This is a genomic window from Mycobacteroides franklinii (assembly GCF_002013895.1).
Taxonomy (GTDB): domain Bacteria; phylum Actinomycetota; class Actinomycetes; order Mycobacteriales; family Mycobacteriaceae; genus Mycobacterium; species Mycobacterium franklinii.
The window spans coordinates 562,042-580,950 of the sequence record NZ_MAFQ01000005.1 but is presented as its reverse complement, the minus strand read 5'-3'; the positions used below and the strand labels follow the sequence as shown (position 1 = coordinate 580,950).

General features: G+C 63.3%; 16 protein-coding genes. 8 read left to right on the top strand and 8 right to left on the bottom strand.

All coding sequences use genetic code 11. From position 1 onward, the window contains the following. Positions 1–5: 5 nt before the first annotated feature. Positions 6–1,349, top strand: a complete 1,344-nt coding sequence (locus B4393_RS09695) for an NAD-dependent succinate-semialdehyde dehydrogenase (RefSeq protein ID WP_078333920.1) — start codon at positions 6–8, stop codon at positions 1,347–1,349. After that, on the top strand, positions 1,346–2,908 hold the full coding sequence (locus tag B4393_RS09690) for an APC family permease (protein ID WP_078333919.1): 1,563 nt from the start codon (positions 1,346–1,348) through the stop codon (positions 2,906–2,908). Before B4393_RS09695 ends, B4393_RS09690 begins: the two co-directional genes overlap by 4 nt. A gap of 29 nt (positions 2,909–2,937) precedes the next feature. On the opposite strand, the gene B4393_RS09685 is transcribed toward B4393_RS09690, so the two are convergent. The 4 genes from B4393_RS09685 to B4393_RS09670 form a co-directional block, all read right to left on the bottom strand. Beyond that, a complete protein-coding gene (locus B4393_RS09685; RefSeq protein ID WP_236743149.1) occupies positions 2,938–3,930 on the bottom strand; it encodes a GNAT family N-acetyltransferase in 993 nt (330 codons plus the stop codon). A 119-nt stretch (positions 3,931–4,049) separates the two neighbouring features. Continuing rightward, positions 4,050–5,045: a hypothetical protein gene (locus B4393_RS09680; RefSeq protein WP_413816143.1), complete on the bottom strand. Its 996-nt coding sequence runs from the start codon at positions 5,043–5,045 to the stop codon at positions 4,050–4,052. A 105-nt stretch (positions 5,046–5,150) separates the two neighbouring features. Next, complete coding sequence (locus B4393_RS09675; protein ID WP_078333917.1) at positions 5,151–5,561, bottom strand: DUF6188 family protein; 411 nt, start codon at positions 5,559–5,561, stop codon at positions 5,151–5,153. A 119-nt stretch (positions 5,562–5,680) separates the two neighbouring features. Next, positions 5,681–8,521 carry an aminotransferase class I/II-fold pyridoxal phosphate-dependent enzyme gene (locus B4393_RS09670; protein WP_078333916.1) on the bottom strand — a complete coding sequence of 947 codons (2,841 nt, stop codon included), beginning with the start codon at positions 8,519–8,521 and terminating at the stop codon, positions 5,681–5,683. 158 nt (positions 8,522–8,679) lie between these two features. Between B4393_RS09670 and B4393_RS09665 the strand changes: the two genes are divergently transcribed. After that, positions 8,680–9,864, top strand: a complete 1,185-nt coding sequence (locus tag B4393_RS09665; protein ID WP_078333915.1) for an alpha/beta hydrolase family protein — start codon at positions 8,680–8,682, stop codon at positions 9,862–9,864. On the opposite strand, the gene B4393_RS09660 is transcribed toward B4393_RS09665, so the two are convergent. From B4393_RS09660 to B4393_RS09650, 3 genes are all read right to left on the bottom strand, one after another. Next, on the bottom strand, positions 9,861–10,763 hold the full coding sequence (locus tag B4393_RS09660; protein WP_078333914.1) for a class I SAM-dependent methyltransferase: 903 nt from the start codon (positions 10,761–10,763) through the stop codon (positions 9,861–9,863). The genes B4393_RS09665 and B4393_RS09660 overlap by 4 nt on opposite strands. Before the next feature lie 65 nt (positions 10,764–10,828). Continuing rightward, the gene (locus B4393_RS09655; RefSeq protein ID WP_236743140.1) at positions 10,829–12,370 is read right to left on the bottom strand and encodes a sugar transferase; all 1,542 of its coding nucleotides are present in this window, start codon (positions 12,368–12,370) and stop codon (positions 10,829–10,831) included. Between the two features lie 619 nt (positions 12,371–12,989). After that, the gene (locus B4393_RS09650) at positions 12,990–13,928 is read right to left on the bottom strand and encodes an oxygenase MpaB family protein (RefSeq protein WP_078333913.1); all 939 of its coding nucleotides are present in this window, start codon (positions 13,926–13,928) and stop codon (positions 12,990–12,992) included. Positions 13,929–13,996: 68 nt separating this feature from the next. On the opposite strand from B4393_RS09650, the gene B4393_RS09645 reads away from it, so the two are divergent. Next, positions 13,997–14,599, top strand: a complete 603-nt coding sequence (locus B4393_RS09645; RefSeq protein ID WP_078334011.1) for a TetR/AcrR family transcriptional regulator — start codon at positions 13,997–13,999, stop codon at positions 14,597–14,599. On the opposite strand, the gene B4393_RS09640 is transcribed toward B4393_RS09645, so the two are convergent. Next, complete coding sequence (locus tag B4393_RS09640) at positions 14,589–15,170, bottom strand: VOC family protein (RefSeq protein ID WP_070939216.1); 582 nt, start codon at positions 15,168–15,170, stop codon at positions 14,589–14,591. The two genes, B4393_RS09645 and B4393_RS09640, sit on opposite strands and share 11 nt — an antisense overlap. A 138-nt stretch (positions 15,171–15,308) precedes the next feature. Between B4393_RS09640 and B4393_RS09635 the strand changes: the two genes are divergently transcribed. From B4393_RS09635 to B4393_RS09620, 4 genes are all read left to right on the top strand, one after another. Then, positions 15,309–15,920 (top strand): TetR/AcrR family transcriptional regulator, encoded by a 612-nt coding sequence (locus B4393_RS09635; protein ID WP_078334010.1) that lies wholly within the window; start codon positions 15,309–15,311, stop codon positions 15,918–15,920. After that, on the top strand, positions 15,921–17,042 hold the full coding sequence (locus B4393_RS09630; protein WP_078333912.1) for an alpha/beta hydrolase: 1,122 nt from the start codon (positions 15,921–15,923) through the stop codon (positions 17,040–17,042). After that, positions 17,021–17,974, top strand: coding sequence for a 2-hydroxyacid dehydrogenase (locus B4393_RS09625; RefSeq protein ID WP_078333911.1), 954 nt, complete (start codon positions 17,021–17,023; stop codon positions 17,972–17,974). Before B4393_RS09630 ends, B4393_RS09625 begins: the two co-directional genes overlap by 22 nt. Before the next feature lie 78 nt (positions 17,975–18,052). Further along, positions 18,053–18,904, top strand: coding sequence for an SDR family oxidoreductase (locus B4393_RS09620; RefSeq protein ID WP_070938111.1), 852 nt, complete (start codon positions 18,053–18,055; stop codon positions 18,902–18,904). The last annotated feature ends 5 nt before the right edge of the window (positions 18,905–18,909 follow it).

The following is an 18,909-nucleotide window of genomic DNA, read 5'->3' as shown; positions in this document are numbered from 1 at the left end:
ATCCCATGACTGAATACGCCGTGACCGATCCCGCCACCGGCGAGGTCGCAGCCATCTACCCCACCGCGACCGACGCCGAGCTGGACGCGGCCCTGACTGCCGCGGCCGCAAGTAGTCGCACCTGGTCCGCGCACACCACCGTCGCCGACCGGGCTGCCCGGATGCGCCGCGTGGCCGAGCTGCACACCGAGAAACGGGAAATGCTCGCCGACATCATCGTGCGGGAGATGGGCAAGCCCCGCGACGAGGCACTGGGCGAGATCGACTTCTGCGCCGCGATCTACGAGTACTACGCCGACAACGCGGAGAAGTTCATTGCCGACGAGAGCATCGAGCTCCTCGCGGGCCAGGGCACAGCGGTGATCAAGCGTCTCCCGATCGGGGTGCTGCTGGGCATCATGCCGTGGAACTTCCCCTACTACCAGGTGGCCCGGTTCGCCGCTCCGAACCTATTGGTGGGCAACACCATTCTGCTCAAGCATGCCCCCCAGTGTCCGGAGTCCGCAGAGGCACTGGCGCTGTTGTTCGCCGAGGCAGGCTTACCGTCCGGCACGTACCTGAACATTCGCGCCACCAACGAGCAGGTCGCCAACCTGATCGCAGACCCCCGTGTCGCCGGGGTTTCCTTCACGGGCTCTGAGCGTGCCGGTGCCGCGGTCGCCGAGATCGCCGGCCGGAACCTGAAGAAGTGCGTACTGGAACTGGGCGGCTCGGATCCATTCTTGGTGCTCTCATCCGACGACCTGGACGCCACCGTCGCGGCCGCAGCCGCGGCCAGGTTGGACAACACCGGGCAGGCCTGCAACGCCGCCAAACGATTCATCGTCGTGGACGGACTGTACGACGCGTTCGTGGAGAAGTTCACCGCCACACTGCTCGCCGCTGCCGACGGGATCGCTCCGCTCAGCTCGGCGCGCGCCGCAGCGACTTTGGAGTCGCAAGTCGCTGCCGCCAAGGCCGGCGGGGCCACCGTCACCGCTGCCGGCGAGCGCCGCGGCGCCTTCCATCCGCCGGCGGTCATCACCGGCCTCACCGCCGATAACCCGGCCTACCACCAGGAGCTGTTCGGCCCGGTCGCGTCGATATACCGCGCGAGCAACGAGGATGAGGCCGTCGCCATCGCCAACGACACCCCTTTTGGTCTCGGCTCCTATGTCTTCACCACGGACCCCGAACAGGCGCAGCGGGTGGCGAACCGTATCGAGGCCGGAATGGTGTTCGTGAACGGAGTGGGTGCCGACGGTGCCGAGCTGCCCTTCGGCGGCATCAAGCGCTCCGGCTTCGGCCGCGAGCTGGGCCGGTTCGGCATGGAGGAATTCGTCAACAAGAAGCTCATCCGCACCCTGTGAGCCAGAGTAGCGACGCCTCGCGTGTCGGCGGCAAAGGCCTGGCAGGCGGGCAGATCGGCACATTCTCGGGTGCGGTGCTGGGGATATCGTCTGTCGCCCCCGGCTACACCCTGACGGCGAGCGTTGGGCTGCTCGTGGCCGCGGTGGGATTGAAGATGCCGGCCATCCTGATCGCCGGTTTTGTGCCGATGTTCCTCACCGCATACGCCTACCGCGAACTCAACTCGAAGAACCCCGATGCCGGGGCATCGTTCACGTGGTCCAGCCGCGCGTTCGGGCCCTACGTCGGGTGGATGACCGGCTGGGGACAGGTGGTCGCCTGCATCATCGTGCTGTCGAATTTGGCGGCGGTGGCGGTGCAGTTCTTCTACTTGTTCATCGCGCAGATCTCACACCAGCCTACGATCGCGGACCTGCCCTCGAACAAACTCGTGAACGTCGCCACGACGTTGGCAATCATGTTGGTAGCGACATACATTGCGTGCCGGGGTATCACCACCGGTGAGCGCGTCCAGTACGCGCTCGTGGGCTTTCAGATGCTGATGCTGTTCGGCTTCGCGGGGGCCGCTCTGTGGAAGGTCGGGACCGGTGCGGCGCCTGGCCACCTCTCCTTCGATATCGATTGGCTCAATCCATTCACCGGGTTGAGCATCGGCGCCTTCGTGGTCGGTGTGACCGGTTCGGTGTTCGCGTTCTGGGGGTGGGATACCTGCCTGACCCTTGGTGAGGAGAGCAAGGACCCGGACCGGGTGCCCGGGCGTGCGGGCCTGCTGTCCGTGATCTCGATCCTGCTGACGTACTTGTTGGTTGCGGTGGCACTGACCATGTACGCCGGAGTGGGCACGACGGGTCTTGGCCTGGGCAACCCGGCGAACGAAGAGAACATCTTTGGCACCCTTGCCAACCCGGTGTTGGGGGCTTTCTTCGGTCCGTTCCTTTCCCTGGCGGTGCTGGCCTCTTCGGTTGCGGGCTTGCAGACCACCTTCCTGCCCCTTGCCCGGGTGATGCTCGCGATGGGCGTCTACGGCGCCGTCCCCCGGAAGTTCGCGGAGATCAGCCCCCGATACCTGGTACCCCGCTTTTCCACCATCATGTCCAGCACGGTGACGGCGGTGTTCTACACCGTGGTGACGGTGTTGTCCGAGCACACTCTTACCGACACCATCGCCGCGCTCGGCATCATGATCTGTTGGTACTACGGCATCACGGCGTTTGCCTGCATCTGGGAGTTCCGGCGCTCGCTCTTCGTCAGCCTCCGCAACGTGGTGTTCCGGTTCCTCTGCCCGCTACTCGGCGGTGTGATGCTCATCGGCATTTTCGTGATCTCGGTACGCGAATCGATGGACCCCGCGAATGGCAGCGGTTCGTCAATCTGCGGCATTGGCCTGGTCTTCTTCCTCGGCTTCGGCATTCTCGTGCTAGGTGCGGTGCTGATGCTCATCCAACGGGTAACGGCCCCAAGGTTCTTCACCGAGAACACCTTGCACCCGCGAGCAAGGAAGGTGCCCGCCCAGACGCTCGAATCCGGACGCCCTAAGCCCGTCAGGGACCTGGTGTAATCACCAAACCGTATGGTGTTCTTGGTATGTCAGAACTGCTTCATCAAACTGACCGAGCGATTGGCCTCCGTGAACCCCAACCCCTCATAAAGGGACACGGCACCCGTAGGGCTGTCCGCGTCCACCTCGAGGATGGCCCGCGCAAACCCTTCGTTTTTGTAGGCGCGCATGGCGTGCGTCAACAACGCCTGCGCAAGTTTGCGCCCGCGCCAGTCACGGCGAACACCTAGCAAGTGGATGAATCCGAACGAACCGTCGTTGGCCTCCCACTCCTCCTCGTTGACATCACTGAGGAGATAGGCGACGACGGTGTCCTGTCCCGCGGCATCGCGCGCAACGGCGACGTACGAGAGATCGGCGCGGAAGGTACCGAGCCTGTGGTCCGATTCCCAGTCTTCACGAGTTTCCGGCTGGCTACCCCAGTGGTCACGGAACGCCTCGTTGTGCGCGTCTCGGGTCGGTTCGGACCACTCAGGTCCATAGGTCTCGATCCGCACGCCGGGGGAAAGGCCGATCTCCGGGATGGGTTGACCGAGATCGCGCACCAGCTCATGCCACCACCTCACCGATTCAAACCCGTTGCGGTGGAACAAATCGGTCGTCCAGACAGCGTGCTCCTCCGCGAAACCGGCGAGCCATCCGGGCAGGCATTCATCCGATTCCGCGAGATGCTGTAGACCCCGCTGCTCCTGCCAGTGGAGCACGCTGGTCCCGATTCCTTCACCACGGCGATCGGGATGCACGGTGCCGTCGAGCGTCACCCATACGACGGTTTCGTTGCTGGACTTCACCGTTGCCGAACCGAATGCCACGGCCCGCCCCGACGGGTCGAGCGCCATCACCGAGTCGAGTTCCGGATCAAAGTCCTCGTCATCGAATTCTTCTTCGAGCTCGTCCATCATGACCAGACTCGTGGGGTGGTCAACGGCGCCTGCTGCTCGCCAGAGCTCGAAGAGGGCGGGTATGTCCTTCTTGGTTGCCCGGCGCCACGTCAAATCGGTGCCAGCCGAGGGTATTTCCACCACTACAGGGGGGTCGACTCGTTCGCTCAGCCGGACCAGGGCAGCTTGCACCTCGGGGGACGCCATAGGTCCAACCTATTTCCCACCCCAAAAAAACCGCAACGGATTAACGGCTACAACTACGCATGACCAGCCTTCGCGGGCTTCGCCAGCGCACTGGGCTTCTTCGCACCGATGTCGCCGAAGGCCTTCTTGACGGCCCCGCCCAACCCACTCATCAGGTTCGGTTGCTTGGTGGTCGTGAACGTACTCGGGTCGGGTTTCGACGCCAGCGCCGGGGGAGACGCCAGTACCGACGTCTGCTGCTTCGGTTTTGCATTCGGCTGAACCGCAGGGGTTTTCACCGGAGACACGGCCGACTTCACGTCAGGTTTTGCGGCCACCGCTGGCGTGATCGGGATCGGCTTGGTCAGCGCGTCACGGATCGGCGCGATCGATTCGGAGACCGTGGTCGAGACCGCTTGTCCCGCCGCCTGCACGGCCTTCCCGACATTCCCTGTGGCGCCCAGTGTCGTCAGGAAGGCGTTGGGCACTCGGGTGACAATCAGTGTGAGCTGTTCTGTGGCATGGAAAGCCACCGCCCAAAAGACCGCCGTCACGCGCACGGCGGCTGCCTCCAATGGCGTATGTACCGCCGGAAACGGCTCCGGGCCCGTGGGGTTGTTCAACGCGGCGAACAGATCGGAACGCGCCTGCCCGAGCACTCCGGGCAGGCTGCCGGGTTGCGTCAGCGCCGCCTCACCGATTTGCACCAGACCCACCGCGATCACCTCGGTGCCGAATTCGGTACGCGGCACCACTTGATCCAGGTCGGTGCGGATAAGCCCGGTCCACACGTCGTTGGCCGCCCCGCTCACCGTCGCGCCGCCCGCACCGAGCGCCTGCACCACGGGCTGCCCCGCCTGCAGCTGGGTCAGGAAGGTACCTGGTGCCTGCAACAGCGCCGCCGGCACCTGCACGGCACCCTGCACGACAAACGGGCAGATCAACGAACAATTCTGCGCCTGGTTGGCCAAGAACTGCGTGATCAGCGCACCAGGGGCAGGCTGCACCGCCGCCGCCAGGCCGACGTCCAGCCGCGCGCCGCGCTCGGGCACGCCGGGCGGAGCGTTCACTCCGACAGAAGTGGCCAGTACCGCTGTCGCACATGCCGCCGCGATGAGCCTCACGCACTAACCACGAACCAACCCTCCCTTGGGTTCGATCGCGGCGAAAACCGGTTAGGCCCCGGCTTCCTCCGGCACATCGTGGCGCACCACGCGAACCTTGCCGCGCGGCAAGCTGGCCACGTATCCGTGGTACTTGCCATAGATCTCCCACGCCGTGTCGAAGTCGTGATGCGGCACGTCGATCACGTGCTCGTCGGAGAACTCCATGTGCAAATCGCCTTTGTCGTTCCACCTGGCCTCGGTACATGTAGAACCCGAGATACTGAAGAGCGGACGCTCCTCATCCAGGATTGCCTTCGGATCGACGCACACGATTTCCCGTGGCCACTTCCCCGCCGGGGGAAGCGTGAGCCACATCGGCACGGCGATAACCACCTCGTTGTAGTCACCCAGGCTGATGACCAATCCGTCACGGAACATGATCCGCTGGACTGGACAGGCCTCAATCCATGCTTCGGACATATCTTCACTCTGAACCCGCCCCCTCAGCTAGCACAAGGGGTTGACGGCACAAGTTTTATTGTCGAAACTAGTCGAAACGTAAACGTTATTTGTGCTGCCCACGGACCCGCGGGCAGCCCTCAGTTCTGCTTGGCTTTCACGCCGTTTCCGGGTTCTCCCGCAGCCTTGTCCGCCTTGGCCGATTTGTGCGGGACGGCTTGCACCACCACCGCTTTCGGGGCCAGCACAGGCGGCGAGATCATCTCGATGGCCTTGTCCGTGTAGACGCGATAGCCGAAGTCCGGTTGGTATCCATGGATTTCCGGGGTGTCCAGCGTCCTGATGAAGCTCAGGATCTCTCGGCTGAACACCTGCCCGGGCACCAGCACGGGGAATCCCGGCGGATACGGCGTCACAAAGGTCGCCGACACCACATCTCCACCGGCGTCGAGCTTTTCCGCAATCTGCGCGTCACTGAGGTACTCGCAATTGGTGTCGGTGTACGAGAGGTAGAAGGCCTTGCGCACGTCGCCCTCGGGGGTCTGCCCGGAACCGCTGTGGTCCAGGAACGCGGGGTGGAATCCGCTGAAGTTGGGCATCGCCGCGCTCTTGGCGGTGAGCCGGTGCACGCGCTGTTCAAAGCGGGCCCGCTCCTCGATTCCCATCTCCCCGATGCGCTCGTCGAGCTCGCGCGCGATCTTGACCAACACCTCCACCAGGAAGGCCACCGAACTGCGGGTGGTACCGATGTTCGTCATGAACAGCACGGTGTTTCGTGAGGTCTTGTTGATCTGCACCCCGTGCCGGTCCATCAGCTGATCGCGCTTGAACTCGTCACCGTCGTAGCCGGTGTGCCCGATCGACAGTGTGATGCGCGACGGGTCCAACACAAATTCATCAGCGGCCCAGGCTGATTCCATGTTCTTCAGGCCGGAGCGCAGCGGTTGGGCGATGTGCGACGGACGGAAGTCGTCGGGGATCAGGTCCGAGGTCCGCAGGCAGGCCATGTACTTGCTGAGCAGCGGGTGGTTGTCGATGGCGTCACGCAGCTGCATGGCATTCTCAATCTGCCTCTGCACCAACTCAACTCCCTCGAGGGCCACCTGCCGCCGGCCCAGGTCCAGCGAGGCCAGGATCTGGTAGTTCGGGGAGGTCGAGGTGTGCGCCATGTACGCCTCGTGGAATGCCTCGGAGACCTTCTGGTCGAAGTCCTGGTCGTACACATGGATCATCGATCCCTGTCGCAGCGAGGTCAGGGTTTTGTGGGTGGACTGCGTGGCGTACACCCGCACCCTGGCCTTGGCCGGGTCCGCCATGAGCCGCCGGTTCAGCAAGTCCTCATCGGTTGGCGGTGTAGCGATCTCGGCCTTGAGGTATTCCTCATATCGCTTGCCGTAGTCCTTGTCCTGCAATCTTTCCCGAAGTTTACGCGCCGACGCCATCGCGGTGCGGTTCCGATACACGGGGTGGAAACGCGCGAATGCGAACCACGCCTCGTCCCACAGGAATACCAGGTCCGGCTTGATGGCCAGGCACTCTTCCATCACCCGTTGTACGTCGTAGACGATGCCGTCGAAGGTGCAGTTCGTCAGGGAGATCATCTTGACCCGGTCGAGCTTGCCGGCCTGTTTGAGCGCCAACAGCTTTGACTTGATCTCACGCAGGGGCACCGCACCGTACATCGAATAGTCGACGAGCGGATAGGCCTCCAGGTAGATGACATTGGCGCCGGCCATCATCATCCCGTAGTGATGCGACTGGTGGCAGTTGCGGTCCAGCAACACGATGTCGCCGGGTGCCACGAGGGATTGCGTGACGATCTTGTTGGCGGTCGAGGTGCCGTTGGTGACGAAGAAACTGTGCCGCGAACCGTACGCCTCGGCCGCCAGCTGCTGCGCCTCGCGCAGCGGTCCGGTCGGTTCCAGCAGCGAGTCCAGCCCGCCGCAGGTCGCCGACGTCTCGGCCATGAACACATCCAGTCCGTAGAAGCTGACCATGTCTTTGATCCAGTGCGAGTTGACAATTGACTTGCCTTGGGAAATCGGTAGCGCGTGGAAGACACCTGTTGGGCGGTGGCTGTACTGCTTGAGCGCACTGAAGAACGGCGTCCGGTAACGCGCGGCCACACCATGCAGAATCGACAGATGCAGTTCGAGCACGCCTTCACGCGCATGGAACACCCGGCGGAAGTACAGGCCCACGCGGCCGGCGATGTCCTCGACCTCGATCTCGGTCATCAGGTAGAGGTCCATCTCGGGCCGCAGGTCGGCCAGCGAGGTCGCCAGAATCTGGGCACGCTCATCGGGTGACTGGTGATCGGCCAGCTCATCGGAGATGTGGGTGTCCACGAACTCCGACAGGGACGACAGGTCGCGGGCTGAGCGATGCGAGAACCGGCGACGCACCACCGCGGCCTGCAGGTTGACGTTGAGCCGGGCGGCGATCAGCGCCTCATCCCCACTGGACACCACCACCAGCTCGTACACGAACTCGTCGTCCGGGCGGCGCCAGCTGCGTACCTCGTTGCGCAGCGCGCGTTCCTGCGCCTCGGTGAGCGAAGCGACCACGAGAACTTCGAAGTACAGCTGGTCCCGCTTGCTGATGGGCTGCTGCTCGAGCGTGCGGGGATCCACCGGAAACATGTCGGTGTCGTCCAGCCCCGCGTGATCGACGTCCCCGGTTCGATATGACTCGGTGGTCAGCGCCCGGTTGATCCGCGACACCGCCTGCGCAAACTTGTCGTGGGAGCCACTACTGAACAGCCGTTGCACCTTCGCGAACTGCAACGATCCCGGGTACGCCCAATACGGCTCCAGCGGTGTCAGCTTGTCCAGCAGGTCTTTGCAGATCGCTGCGTACTGCTCCTTGAGCGCACCGGTGGTGCTGGTCCGGATCAGCCGGTCTGCGGCCTCCTCCAGCCTGCACCACGAGTCTCCGCGGAGCTGCCACACGCTGTTGTATGCACGCGAATTGTCATTCATCGTGGCCCCTTTCGTCGGGGACAAGCCTTGCAGCGCACGACGAACCCTCAGGTGATCTGTGGACGAATGCTGTGCGTCCATCTGGTGACGGCAATCTTGTTGCCTTAGCATTCGCTGTGAGCTAGCAGCGCAGCTAGCACCGTGGCGAAGGGACACTCATGACAGCGGAGCTATCCGAACCCGTGGGACAGCCGCGAATCACCCCGCGACCGGCCCCCACAGCAAGCCCACAGCTGCCCCGCCGCGGCGATCTCACCCTGCGGGAACGCGCGATGATCGAGACCTCAGCTCTCACCGATATCGCACTGCGTACCGTCGGCGCCTTGTCGGTGATGGGCGTCGTGGCGCCGAGCCTCATCGCGGACCGGGAGTTCGTGGCTCGCGAGCGCGACAACCTGGCCTTCTACGGCGAGCTGGCTGCGATGGGCGACGCGGATCTTTCCTTCCCGGAACCGGAGACCACCCCGGTGGTGTTCTCCCGTCCCGCGGGCCCCGTCGCGCAGGCGCTGGCCAAGGGCACCGTGGAGAACTTGGATTTCGAGAGTCCTTACCAGACACGCAATCCCGCCTTTCGGGACTACTGGAAACGCTTCCCGCACAACAGCGTCGCCCGGGCCCAGCATTGGCGTCACAATGACGGCCCACGCCCCACTCTCTGCGTCATCCACGGCTTCTTCGGATCGCAGTATCTGTTGAACGGGGTGTTCTTCGCCCTCCCCTGGTTCTTCCGCAATGGCTACGACATCTTGTTATATACCTTGCCTTTTCATGGACGACGAGCCGAGAAGTACTCGCCGTTCAGCGGGGCCGGGTATTTCAGCCACGGATTCACGGGCTTCTCCGAAGCGATGTGTCAGGCCGTGCATGATTTCCGGATCTTCGTGAATTACCTGCGCGGCACCGGCGTGGAGAGGATCGGCCTGACAGGTCTGTCGTTGGGCGGCTACACCACCGGCCTGATCTCCACCGTGGAGCGCCGCATCGATGTGGCTATCCCCAATGTCCCCGTGGTCGACGTGAAATCGCTTCTGCACAGCTGGGCTCCGGCCGAACCGACCATCAAGCTTGCGGCCAGGCTCGGGCACCTCGATCAGAGCCAGCTGGACGCAGCGCTGTCCTACTCGTCGCCGCTGACCTATCAGCCGGTAGTACCCAAGGAGCGTCGTCTCATCATCACCGGACTCGGCGACCGCCTAGCGCCCCCGGAACAATCCGAAATGCTTTGGGAACACTGGGATCGCTGCGCGTTGCACTGGTTCCCCGGAAATCACATCCTGCACGTGAATCAGGGCGACTACCTGCATCACATGACCGACTTCCTGGACCGGTATCTGCGCGACTAAGCCTTGACGGCCGAAACCAGGCTGATCGAGTTGAACATGTACCACGCCGGCTGACTCGGCTGAGGCAATGCACGACCCGAGAAATTTAGGTAGTCCAACAGCTCGGTACGCTCCGAATCCCAACCATGGCAACGGAACCAGGTGGCAGCCTCACTGCGTTGCTCGTTGTAGATCAGCGAGAAGAAGTCTGAATTTGCCTGGTCGCCGCTTTCGTTGGCCCCGGCCACCAGCATGGCGAACACCACGTCGGCATAGGTCGTCATCTGCTCGATGCCCACGAAACTGCCCGGCGCCGCCAGCTGATCAATCGACTCGAACAGCCGTTCCTGCGCATCTGCCGGCAGGTAGATCAACAGCCCTTCGACAATCCACGCCGACGGCGTCGAAGGATCGAAGCCCTTGTCCTGTAACGCCTTGCCCCAGTCCTCGCGGAGATCGACGGAAATTTCCTGGCGTGCCGCCTTGGGCTCGGCACCATGCTCCTCGAGCACCTCACGCTTGAACTGATGCACCAAGGGCTGGTCCAACTCGAAGATCGTGGTCCCCGGAGCCCAGTCGAGCCGGTAGGCCCGTGAGTCCAGTCCAGAGGCCAGGATCACCACCTGTTTGACTCCGGCCTCGATCGCCCTGCCGAAGTACGCATCGAAGTAGCGGGTGCGAGCACCCTGAAAGCTCACGAAGTACTGACCGAATTCCTCGGACCGCAACGGGTGCCCGGGCACACCACCGGCAACCAGCTCGGCCCATTCCCCGCCTGCCGCGCGACAGAACACCTCCGCATACTGATCTTCTGCCAGCGGTGCGGGTTTCGTAGCCTCGAGAGCCCGGCTGGCCGCCACGAACAAAGCGGTGGAGCCGACGCTTGTGTTGATGTCCCAGTTGTCGCGATCGGTGCGCATGACCGCGACAATACCTCGCGACTGTGACAACTAGATTGACATGCGGCCGCGCCGTGGATGGCGCGCTAATACGCCCCGTCGCTGCGCGCCACCGCACGGAACGTACGCCACAGGATCGACACGTCAGACACCATCGACCAGTTCTCGACGTAAGACAGATCCAGCCGTACGGCCTCATCCCACGGCAGATCAGAGCGTCCGCTGACCTGCCAGAGACCCGTCATTCCGGGCTTGACCAGCAGCCGGCGCTTGATCACCTCGGTGTATTCCTCCACCTCGCGACGTAGCGGTGGCCGCGGGCCCACCAAGCTCATCTCGCCGCGCAGCACATTGAACAGCTGGGGCAGCTCATCAAGGCTGGTGCGGCGCAGGAACCTGCCTACCATGGTGACACGCGGATCTTCACGTATCTTGAAAAGTGGTCCGGCACCGTCATTTTGGGCCATCAGCGCGGCCACCATCTTGTCTGCTCCGACCACCATGGAACGGAACTTGATCATGCGGAAGGGCCTGGATCGCACACCGATGCGCTCGGCCGAGTAGAACACCGGCCCGCGCGTTTCCAGCTTCACCGCCAGGGCGCACGCCAGCAAAAGGGGGCTGAATCCGATGATGAGCAGAAGCGCGCCGATCCGGTCGAACAACACCTTGTGCAGCCGTGACGCACCCTCGTACTGAGGTTCGGCGAGATGGATCAGCGGCATCGATCCGGCGGGGCGCACCCGGACCCGAGGCTGATCGACATCGAACACGCCAGGCGAAACCAGCAGACTGACTCCGATCTCGCTGAGGCGCCACGCCAGTTCACGCATCTTCTCCGGACCGAGCTGTTCGGTAGCGGTCACCGCGACGGTGTCGGCGCCGGCCTCCATCACCCCGGCGACGATGCGCTCCTCCGAACCCAGGATCGGGATCACCCGATCGACGACTTCGATGTTCTGTCCCGGCGCCCCCAGGTAGCCCGGAACGCAGACGCCGACAACGCGATACCCGAGCGCGGTATCGCGGCCGAACGCCTCCGCCAGATTCAGTGCCGCGGTGTCTCCACCGAGCACCACCACCTTGAAGATCTGCTTCCCGCGGGCACGCTGCCGGTTCAGCCACATCCGGCTGAGCTTTCGGTTGAGCAGCAGGAACACGATTCCGACGATGAGGGACATGCCCAACGCGAAACGCGAGACATTGAATTTGAACAGCACGCTCACGATGGCGAACAGACCGAACATGTGGAAGGTCGCGCGCAGCACCCGCTGGTACTCCTCGCCGCCGCTGCCCATCAGATGGGGATCACGGCTGCGATAGACACCCAACAGCAGAGCCCAGTAGCCAAAGAAGACGACTCTGATCCACAACTCAGCGGGCGTCATCGGGTTCGTGGCGTTACGCAGCTCGATCCACGTCCAGCCGGCGGCCGCCACGATCGTTGAGTCCGTGATCAGTAGCCACCGACCGTAGAGATCTCCCCAGTGGGTCGCGCGGTGTCCTGCCGATATCTGCCCCACCGCGGCGTGCGATCTACGCGATCGCCGAATGCTGCCTACGCGGCCCCGCAACCGGGTGGGCGCTGAGGATCCCTCATCCACCGCGACCACAGGCACGTCCTCCATCACCAGCAACATCAGCAAATCAGCAGAACAGCTCGTGTCATGGAGTTCAGGACGCGGAAGACTCTGCGCAGCCTGCTATGACAACCCTCGCGCGAACACTCCGGACGAGCGGCCACTTGAAAGATGTAACGCCCGTTACCCAGTTTGTCCGAAAGGGAATCTATCCAGAGAATCACCAACTGGCAACACGAGAATCCCAATGGTCTGCAATTGTGACAGGGCTCACGGAGTCGGTGGGTAAATGTACAGGTTGTTCTTAACTGGCGACGATCTCACGCCCGTTTCAATGGCTTTGAACTGCAAAAATGGTGCAGATACTGCAAACGCGACAAAACTTCATCATGTATAAATTAGCTACTACAAGCGTCGTGCCGCGATTCGCCAGCAATGAAAATACCTACGGATGGACGTATCTGTGCAACATACCCGACACAATGGGACTGGCCTCGAGTGACGACCGGAACACCAGCAGACGGCCAGCACGTGGCCCGAGCAGGTTTTGCCCAGAAGTGGAAGGTGATTCCAACACGTCTGGTAACACCCGTTAACCGCATGGTCACGGGTGGGATGCGGACTGTGTCACACCGCTAACTGGATACGTTTGTTAGCCCAATATGGTTCAGACCAGCGGGCGCCCGGTGCGAATACGCCAGTCGAGATCGAGCATCAAGGCGTTGAACGGGAACCGGCGCAACCCGTTGGGCAGCAGACGGCTGGCCAACCCGAGCAGAGCGACGAGCCGCCGGAACATTCGCTCGCGGGCAGGGCTCCACGGCAGTCTCATCTCGTCCCGGAATCGTTGCGGCAAGAATCCCGTGGAGATCAACCGCGAAAAGGCGCCCACCGGCCGACGCATGAACTTTGGCACCGCGATGGATGCCGAGATGATCCGATACAGGTACGGGCGTACATGATCGTCAATGTGCACCAGCTCTAATGACTGCTGCCAATATTCATCGAACTCGGCACACGACTTCGGCCACATCGCCAGCGGCATCTGCAAGGTGGTGCCCATGACGGCCCCGTCCTGCAAACACCGTTCGGCCATCTCGCCGGTCAGCGGCCCGACAAATGCCTCATACACATCGACGAATCCCTTGTAGAGGCAGATCGCCACCCACTTTTGCAGTTCCGGGTCAAAGGCGTTGTACTGCACTTTGTCCCCCGGCTCCGAATGCACCCGCGCATGAGAGCGGTTGGTCGCCTTTCGGAACGCGGCCTTCTGCTCCGGACTGCCCAGTGCCGAGACCGCCAAGAAGGTGAAGGTGGTCCTGGCCCGCTTGATGGGATGCAGATCGGCACGGCCACTTTCCACCGTGCTATCGACCACGCCGTATCCCACACCGGGACGTGCCAGCTGCATGACGATGTTGGCCGGCCCCGCCAAGAGGGCCAGGCCCATCAGGTTGTCACCCATGGTGGGCTGCCGTCGCCAGGACCACCACGGCGACAAATCCGCCGCGGGTGGGACCGGCTCATGACGACGGCTCCGCGTGCCGGGGCCCCCGTCGTCCGATAGCTGCCCTTCGACTCCCGACACCTGCTCGATAGTCACCATTGACCCCTTGTATTTGCGAACGCTTGTTCTCAAATATCGTTCAGCGGACCACCACCTGTCAAGATGTTCTGGTGACGTCATCGCGGGTGTACGGGGGCGTCCAGGCCCCTGACCGTCAGGCCGAACGGCGGAATCGACTCCTGGACGCCGGCCTGGATCTGCTCACCTCTGGTCCCGCACCGAATCTGACGGTCCGCGGCCTGTGCAAGCACGCGGGCGTGGTCGCCCGATACTTCTACGAGAGTTTCACCGATCTCGATCAGCTCAGTGCCGAGGTATTCGACAGGGCCATCGGCCACGTCGCGTCAACCACCCAGAAGGCTGTCGACACGGCACCCCTGCGCGACAAGACCGCCGCCGGTATCGGCAATCTGGTGCACATCATCGAAACGGATCCGCGCATCGGCTCGCTGCTGTTCGGCCACAATCCGGCCAATTCGGTGATTGCCGACAGGCGATACGCGGCCTGGGACCTCTTCGCAGGCCTGTCGGGGCAACACATGAACAAGACCTATCAGGCTGCCGCGGATGAATCCCTGCGGGCCGCTTCCTATTTCACAGTCGGCGGTGTCGGGCACACGCTTGCCGCCTGGGTCTCCGGGCAGCTCAGGCTCACCAGCACCGAACTCGTCCGGGTCCTCACGGAGCTGCTGGAGCCGGTCAGGCGGTAGCCACCTCGCGCGGGCTGCGCTCCGCTGCGGTCTTCGGCGCAACACTTACGTCCGCTGCCGTGAACTCCTTTGTCCAGCAAGCAAACTCGAGGGTAATTCCGTCGGGGTCGAGGAAGTAGAACGAGCGCACATACACGCCCGGGTGCAGTTCCCTCGATACCTGGAACTCACTCTCGTCATGATTCAGGATGGGCCCCACCCGCACGCCCTTGGCCTTCAGCTTGACGCGGTACTCGTCGAACTTCTCGGCAGGTACGTGCAGCGAGATGTGGTTCATGGAGCTCACAGCGCTCACAATGTCGCCGATCCCCGGAATCGCCTCCGGGGCCGATATCCCGGGCACACCGTCCGGGGCATCCTTGAACCAGAAGAAGGCCAAACAGTCGCCGCCGCCGGCATCGAAGAAAAAGTGCTGCCCCTGCCCCATCGGCAGGTCGAGCGACTTGATGAGCGGCATGCCCAGCACGTTGGAGTAGAAGTCCACAGTGCGTGCCATATCCGAACACACAAGCGCCACATGGTTAAAACCGCCGAACTCGAATTCAGAGTTGGGGTTGTTCGGCTTGATCATCGTCATGGGGAGCCTCCTTGATCCGACCGCATGACTACCTTGCGTTTTACGCTAATCTGAATCTAACATCAGATTCAGAAACGGGTCAATACCCATCGGCAACGTGAGCACGAGCATGCTCGCCAGAGGGAGGTGAGCGTGGTTCAACCCACCGTGCGGGGCCGTCAAACCCAGGCCGCTATCGACGAGGCCGCACGAACGGTGATCGCCCGCAAAGGAATTCTTGCCACCACCGTCGCCGATATCGCCACCGAAGCAGGCCGGTCCACGGCGTCGTTCTACAACTACTACGACTCCAAAGAGGCGATGGTCGCGCAATGGGCCATCCGATTTCGCACCGAGGCGCAGGAGCGCGTCTCGTCCCTGGTCGCGGAGCCACGGGCACAGACAGATAAGCAGCGCGCACGCGACATCGCCACCGCACACTGGCTCACCTGGCGCCATCAACTGGCCGAGATGATCAGCGTGTCGCAGATGGCCATGATCAGTGCCGAGTTCGCCGATTTCTGGAACCAAATATGTTCCGAACCAATCGATTTCCTCACTACCACCATCAAACGTGCGCAACGTGACGGATACAGCCCCGGCAATGATCCGCACCTCATGGCGACCGCGATCGTCTCGATGATGAACCAATTCGCCTACAACCAGCTCAGCCAGGGCAACGCCGCCACCGTCGACGACGATGCCTGCATCGACACCCTGGCCGGAATCTGTTACCGCGCCATCTATTCCAAGGAGGTCTGCTGAATGCCCACCGAAGTGACAGTCGAGCGAGAGTTCATCGGACTGCCCTCGCCGACCGCCGGGCGCAACGGCGCCGGCGGTCATCCATGCCAGGGCCTGTACCACCGGGCCGCAGGCACCAAACCCAAGATCGCCTTCATCGCCACCCACTACCAAATCGACTTCTCCGAGCACTACATCGCCGAATACCTGGCCCGGCATGGGTATGGATTCCTGGGCTGGAACACCCGATTCCGGGGATTCGAAAGCCAGTTCCTGCTCGATCACGCCCTAGTCGACATCGGCGTGGGCGTGCGCTGGCTGCGCGAACAAGCGGGAGTGGAAACCGTACTCCTGCTGGGTAACTCGGGGGGCGGGTCGCTCATGGCGGCCTATCAGTCTCAGGCAGCCGCACCCAAGGTGACACCGCTGGAGGGCATGCGCCCCGCGGAAGGGCTGGACAGCCTGCCCGCCGCCGCCGGGTACGTCGCCACGGCGGCGCACCTGGGCCGCCCCGACGTACTCACGGACTGGATGGACGCCTCGGTGATCGACGAAAGCGATCCGGCCTCCACCGACCCCGCCCTCGATCTGTTCAACGAGGCGAACGGACCGGCCTACTCCCCCGAATTCGTCGCCAAATACCGTGCGGGACAGGCGGCACGCAATCACCGGATCACCGCGTGGGCCCTCGACGAGCTCACACGCGTACGCGCGGCGGGGTTCAGCGACCGGGCCTTCACCGTGCACCGCACCTGGGCCGACCCACGCATGGTCGACCCCACGCTGGAGCCAACCAAGCGTCCCGCGAACCTGTGCTACGCCGGTGTTCCGGTGAAGGCCAACCGCTCCACGTTCGGGATCGGTTGCGCCACCACGCTGAAGAACTGGCTCGGCATGTGGAGCCTGTCGCACGCACAGACCCGTGCCGAACCACACCTGGCCGACGTCACCGTCCCGGCACTGGTCATCAACGCCGACGGTGACACCGGGGTCTTCCCCTCGGACGCACGGCGGATCTACGACGCACTGGGCTCGGCCGACAAGTCTCAGGCGACCGTCGATGCCGACCACTACTTCCAGAACCCCGGGGCCCGCCAGGATCAGGCCGATACCATCGCGGAATGGGCAAGCACACGGTGGTGAGAGTTCTCGCCCATTTTCCCGGCGGTCCTCGGGTCCGTGAACAGCTTGCACCGCATGCCGATTGGCTCGACGTGCGCTTTTGCGCCGAAGATGACGATGACACCTTCTACGCCGAACTGCCGCAGGCCGAGGTGCTATGGCATGTGCTGCGCCCGCTGTCCGCAGACGACGTGGCGCGGGGCGAACGGCTACGGCTGATCCACAAGTTCGGCGCGGGGGTGAACACCATCGCCCTGGAGGCCGCAAGGGAGCACGGGGTGGCCGTCGCCAACATGCCGGGAGCCAACGCGCCCTCGGTCGCCGAGGGCGCACTACTGCTGATGTTGGCGGCGCTGCGGCAGTTGCCGCGACTGGACCGCGACATTCGCACCGGTCACGGCTGGCCCACCGATCAGTCCCTCGGCGAGACGGTGCGCGATATCGGCTCGTGCACAGTCGGATTGGTGGGATACGGCAACATCGCCAAGACACTCGAGCGCATCCTGTTGGCGATGGGCTCCACCGTGCTGCACACCAGCACCCGCGACGACGGCACCGACGGCTGGCGCGGCCTCGATGACCTGCTGACCAGCAGCGATATCGTCTCGCTGCATCTGCCGCTGACCGAGGCCAGCACCCGCCTGCTCGATGCCACCGCCCTATCTCAGATGAGGCCCGGTTCGGTGTTGGTGAACACCTCACGCGGAGCCGTCGTCGACGAGGCGGCGCTGGTCAATGCGCTCCGGCAGGGCCCACTCGGCGCGGCCGGTCTCGATGTCTTTGCCCAAGAGCCCGTTTCATCGGACAACCCGCTGCTCTCACTGCCGAATGTGGTGCTCACGCCGCACGTCACCTGGTTCACCGCGGACACCATGACGCGCTACCTGGACCACGCGATCGACAACTGTCGGCGTATACAAGAGGGGATGCCGCTAGCTGACCGCGTGCGTTAGGCTAGCGCCCGAAGATTTACACTAGGCGGAATTCGTAAAGATTCGTACAACGGATACCACAATGGCGTGGGAGGACGAATGGGAACAGCCGTACAGCTCGCAGGCAAGGTCGTCGCCATCACCGGCGGAGCCCGGGGAATCGGTCGGGCCATCGCCACGGCGTTCGCCGCCGAAGGTGCCAAGGTCGCGATCGGCGATATCGACAAGAAGCTGTGTGAGAACACCGCAGCCGAGATCGGCAATGGCACCATCGGCCTGCCGCTGGATGTGACCGACCACGGCAGCTTCGAGGCCTTCCTCGACACCATCGCGGCCACCATCGGCCCCGTCGACGTGATCGTGAACAACGCGGGCATCATGCCCATCACCCCGTTCGGGGAAGAATCCCTGGAATCCATCCAGCGCCAGCTCGATATCAACGTGCGCGGCGTCATCTGGGGCAGTCAGCTCGCCGTCGCACGGATGAAGCCGCGTGGCGGTGGCGTGATCGTCAACATCGCGTCGGCGGCGGGCAAGATGGGCGTGCCCGGACTCGCCACCTATTGCGCGACGAAGTGGGCCGTGGTTGGCCTCTGCGAATCACTGACCCTCGAGCTCAAAGATGACAACATCTCCGTTGTCTGTGTGATGCCCGGCGTGGTCAACACCGAACTGGTGGCCGGCCTGGAAAAGCACTGGCTGCTGGGAATCGTTCAGCCCGAAGATATTGCGGCCGGTGTGTTGAAAGCCGTACGCAAGGGAAAGTTCCCCGTCATGGTGCCCAAGAAACTCGGCCCCCTGCTACGGACCACCGCAATGCTGCCCCGATCGCTGTACGGCCCTGCCGCGCGATCACTGGGGATGGACCACTTCATGCTCGATGCTCATGGCACCTCGGCCCGTGCCGCATATGAAGACCGCGCCAGCCACAGCGAGCCCAGCTCCGAATAGTTAGG

Coding starts and splice junctions, on each gene's coding strand:
- B4393_RS09695 (WP_078333920.1), top strand. CDS start 6: ATGACTGAATACGCCGTGACCGATCCCGCCACCGGCGAGGTCGCAGCC.
- B4393_RS09675 (WP_078333917.1), bottom strand. CDS start 5,561: ATGTCCGAAGCATGGATTGAGGCCTGTCCAGTCCAGCGGATCATGTTC.
- B4393_RS09670 (WP_078333916.1), bottom strand. CDS start 8,521: ATGAATGACAATTCGCGTGCATACAACAGCGTGTGGCAGCTCCGCGGA.
- B4393_RS09665 (WP_078333915.1), top strand. CDS start 8,680: ATGACAGCGGAGCTATCCGAACCCGTGGGACAGCCGCGAATCACCCCG.
- B4393_RS09660 (WP_078333914.1), bottom strand. CDS start 10,763: ATGCGCACCGATCGCGACAACTGGGACATCAACACAAGCGTCGGCTCC.
- B4393_RS09655 (WP_236743140.1), bottom strand. CDS start 12,370: ATGGAGGACGTGCCTGTGGTCGCGGTGGATGAGGGATCCTCAGCGCCC.
- B4393_RS09650 (WP_078333913.1), bottom strand. CDS start 13,928: ATGGTGACTATCGAGCAGGTGTCGGGAGTCGAAGGGCAGCTATCGGAC.
- B4393_RS09640 (WP_070939216.1), bottom strand. CDS start 15,170: ATGATCAAGCCGAACAACCCCAACTCTGAATTCGAGTTCGGCGGTTTT.
- B4393_RS09630 (WP_078333912.1), top strand. CDS start 15,921: ATGCCCACCGAAGTGACAGTCGAGCGAGAGTTCATCGGACTGCCCTCG.
- B4393_RS09625 (WP_078333911.1), top strand. CDS start 17,021: ATGGGCAAGCACACGGTGGTGAGAGTTCTCGCCCATTTTCCCGGCGGT.
- B4393_RS09620 (WP_070938111.1), top strand. CDS start 18,053: ATGGGAACAGCCGTACAGCTCGCAGGCAAGGTCGTCGCCATCACCGGC.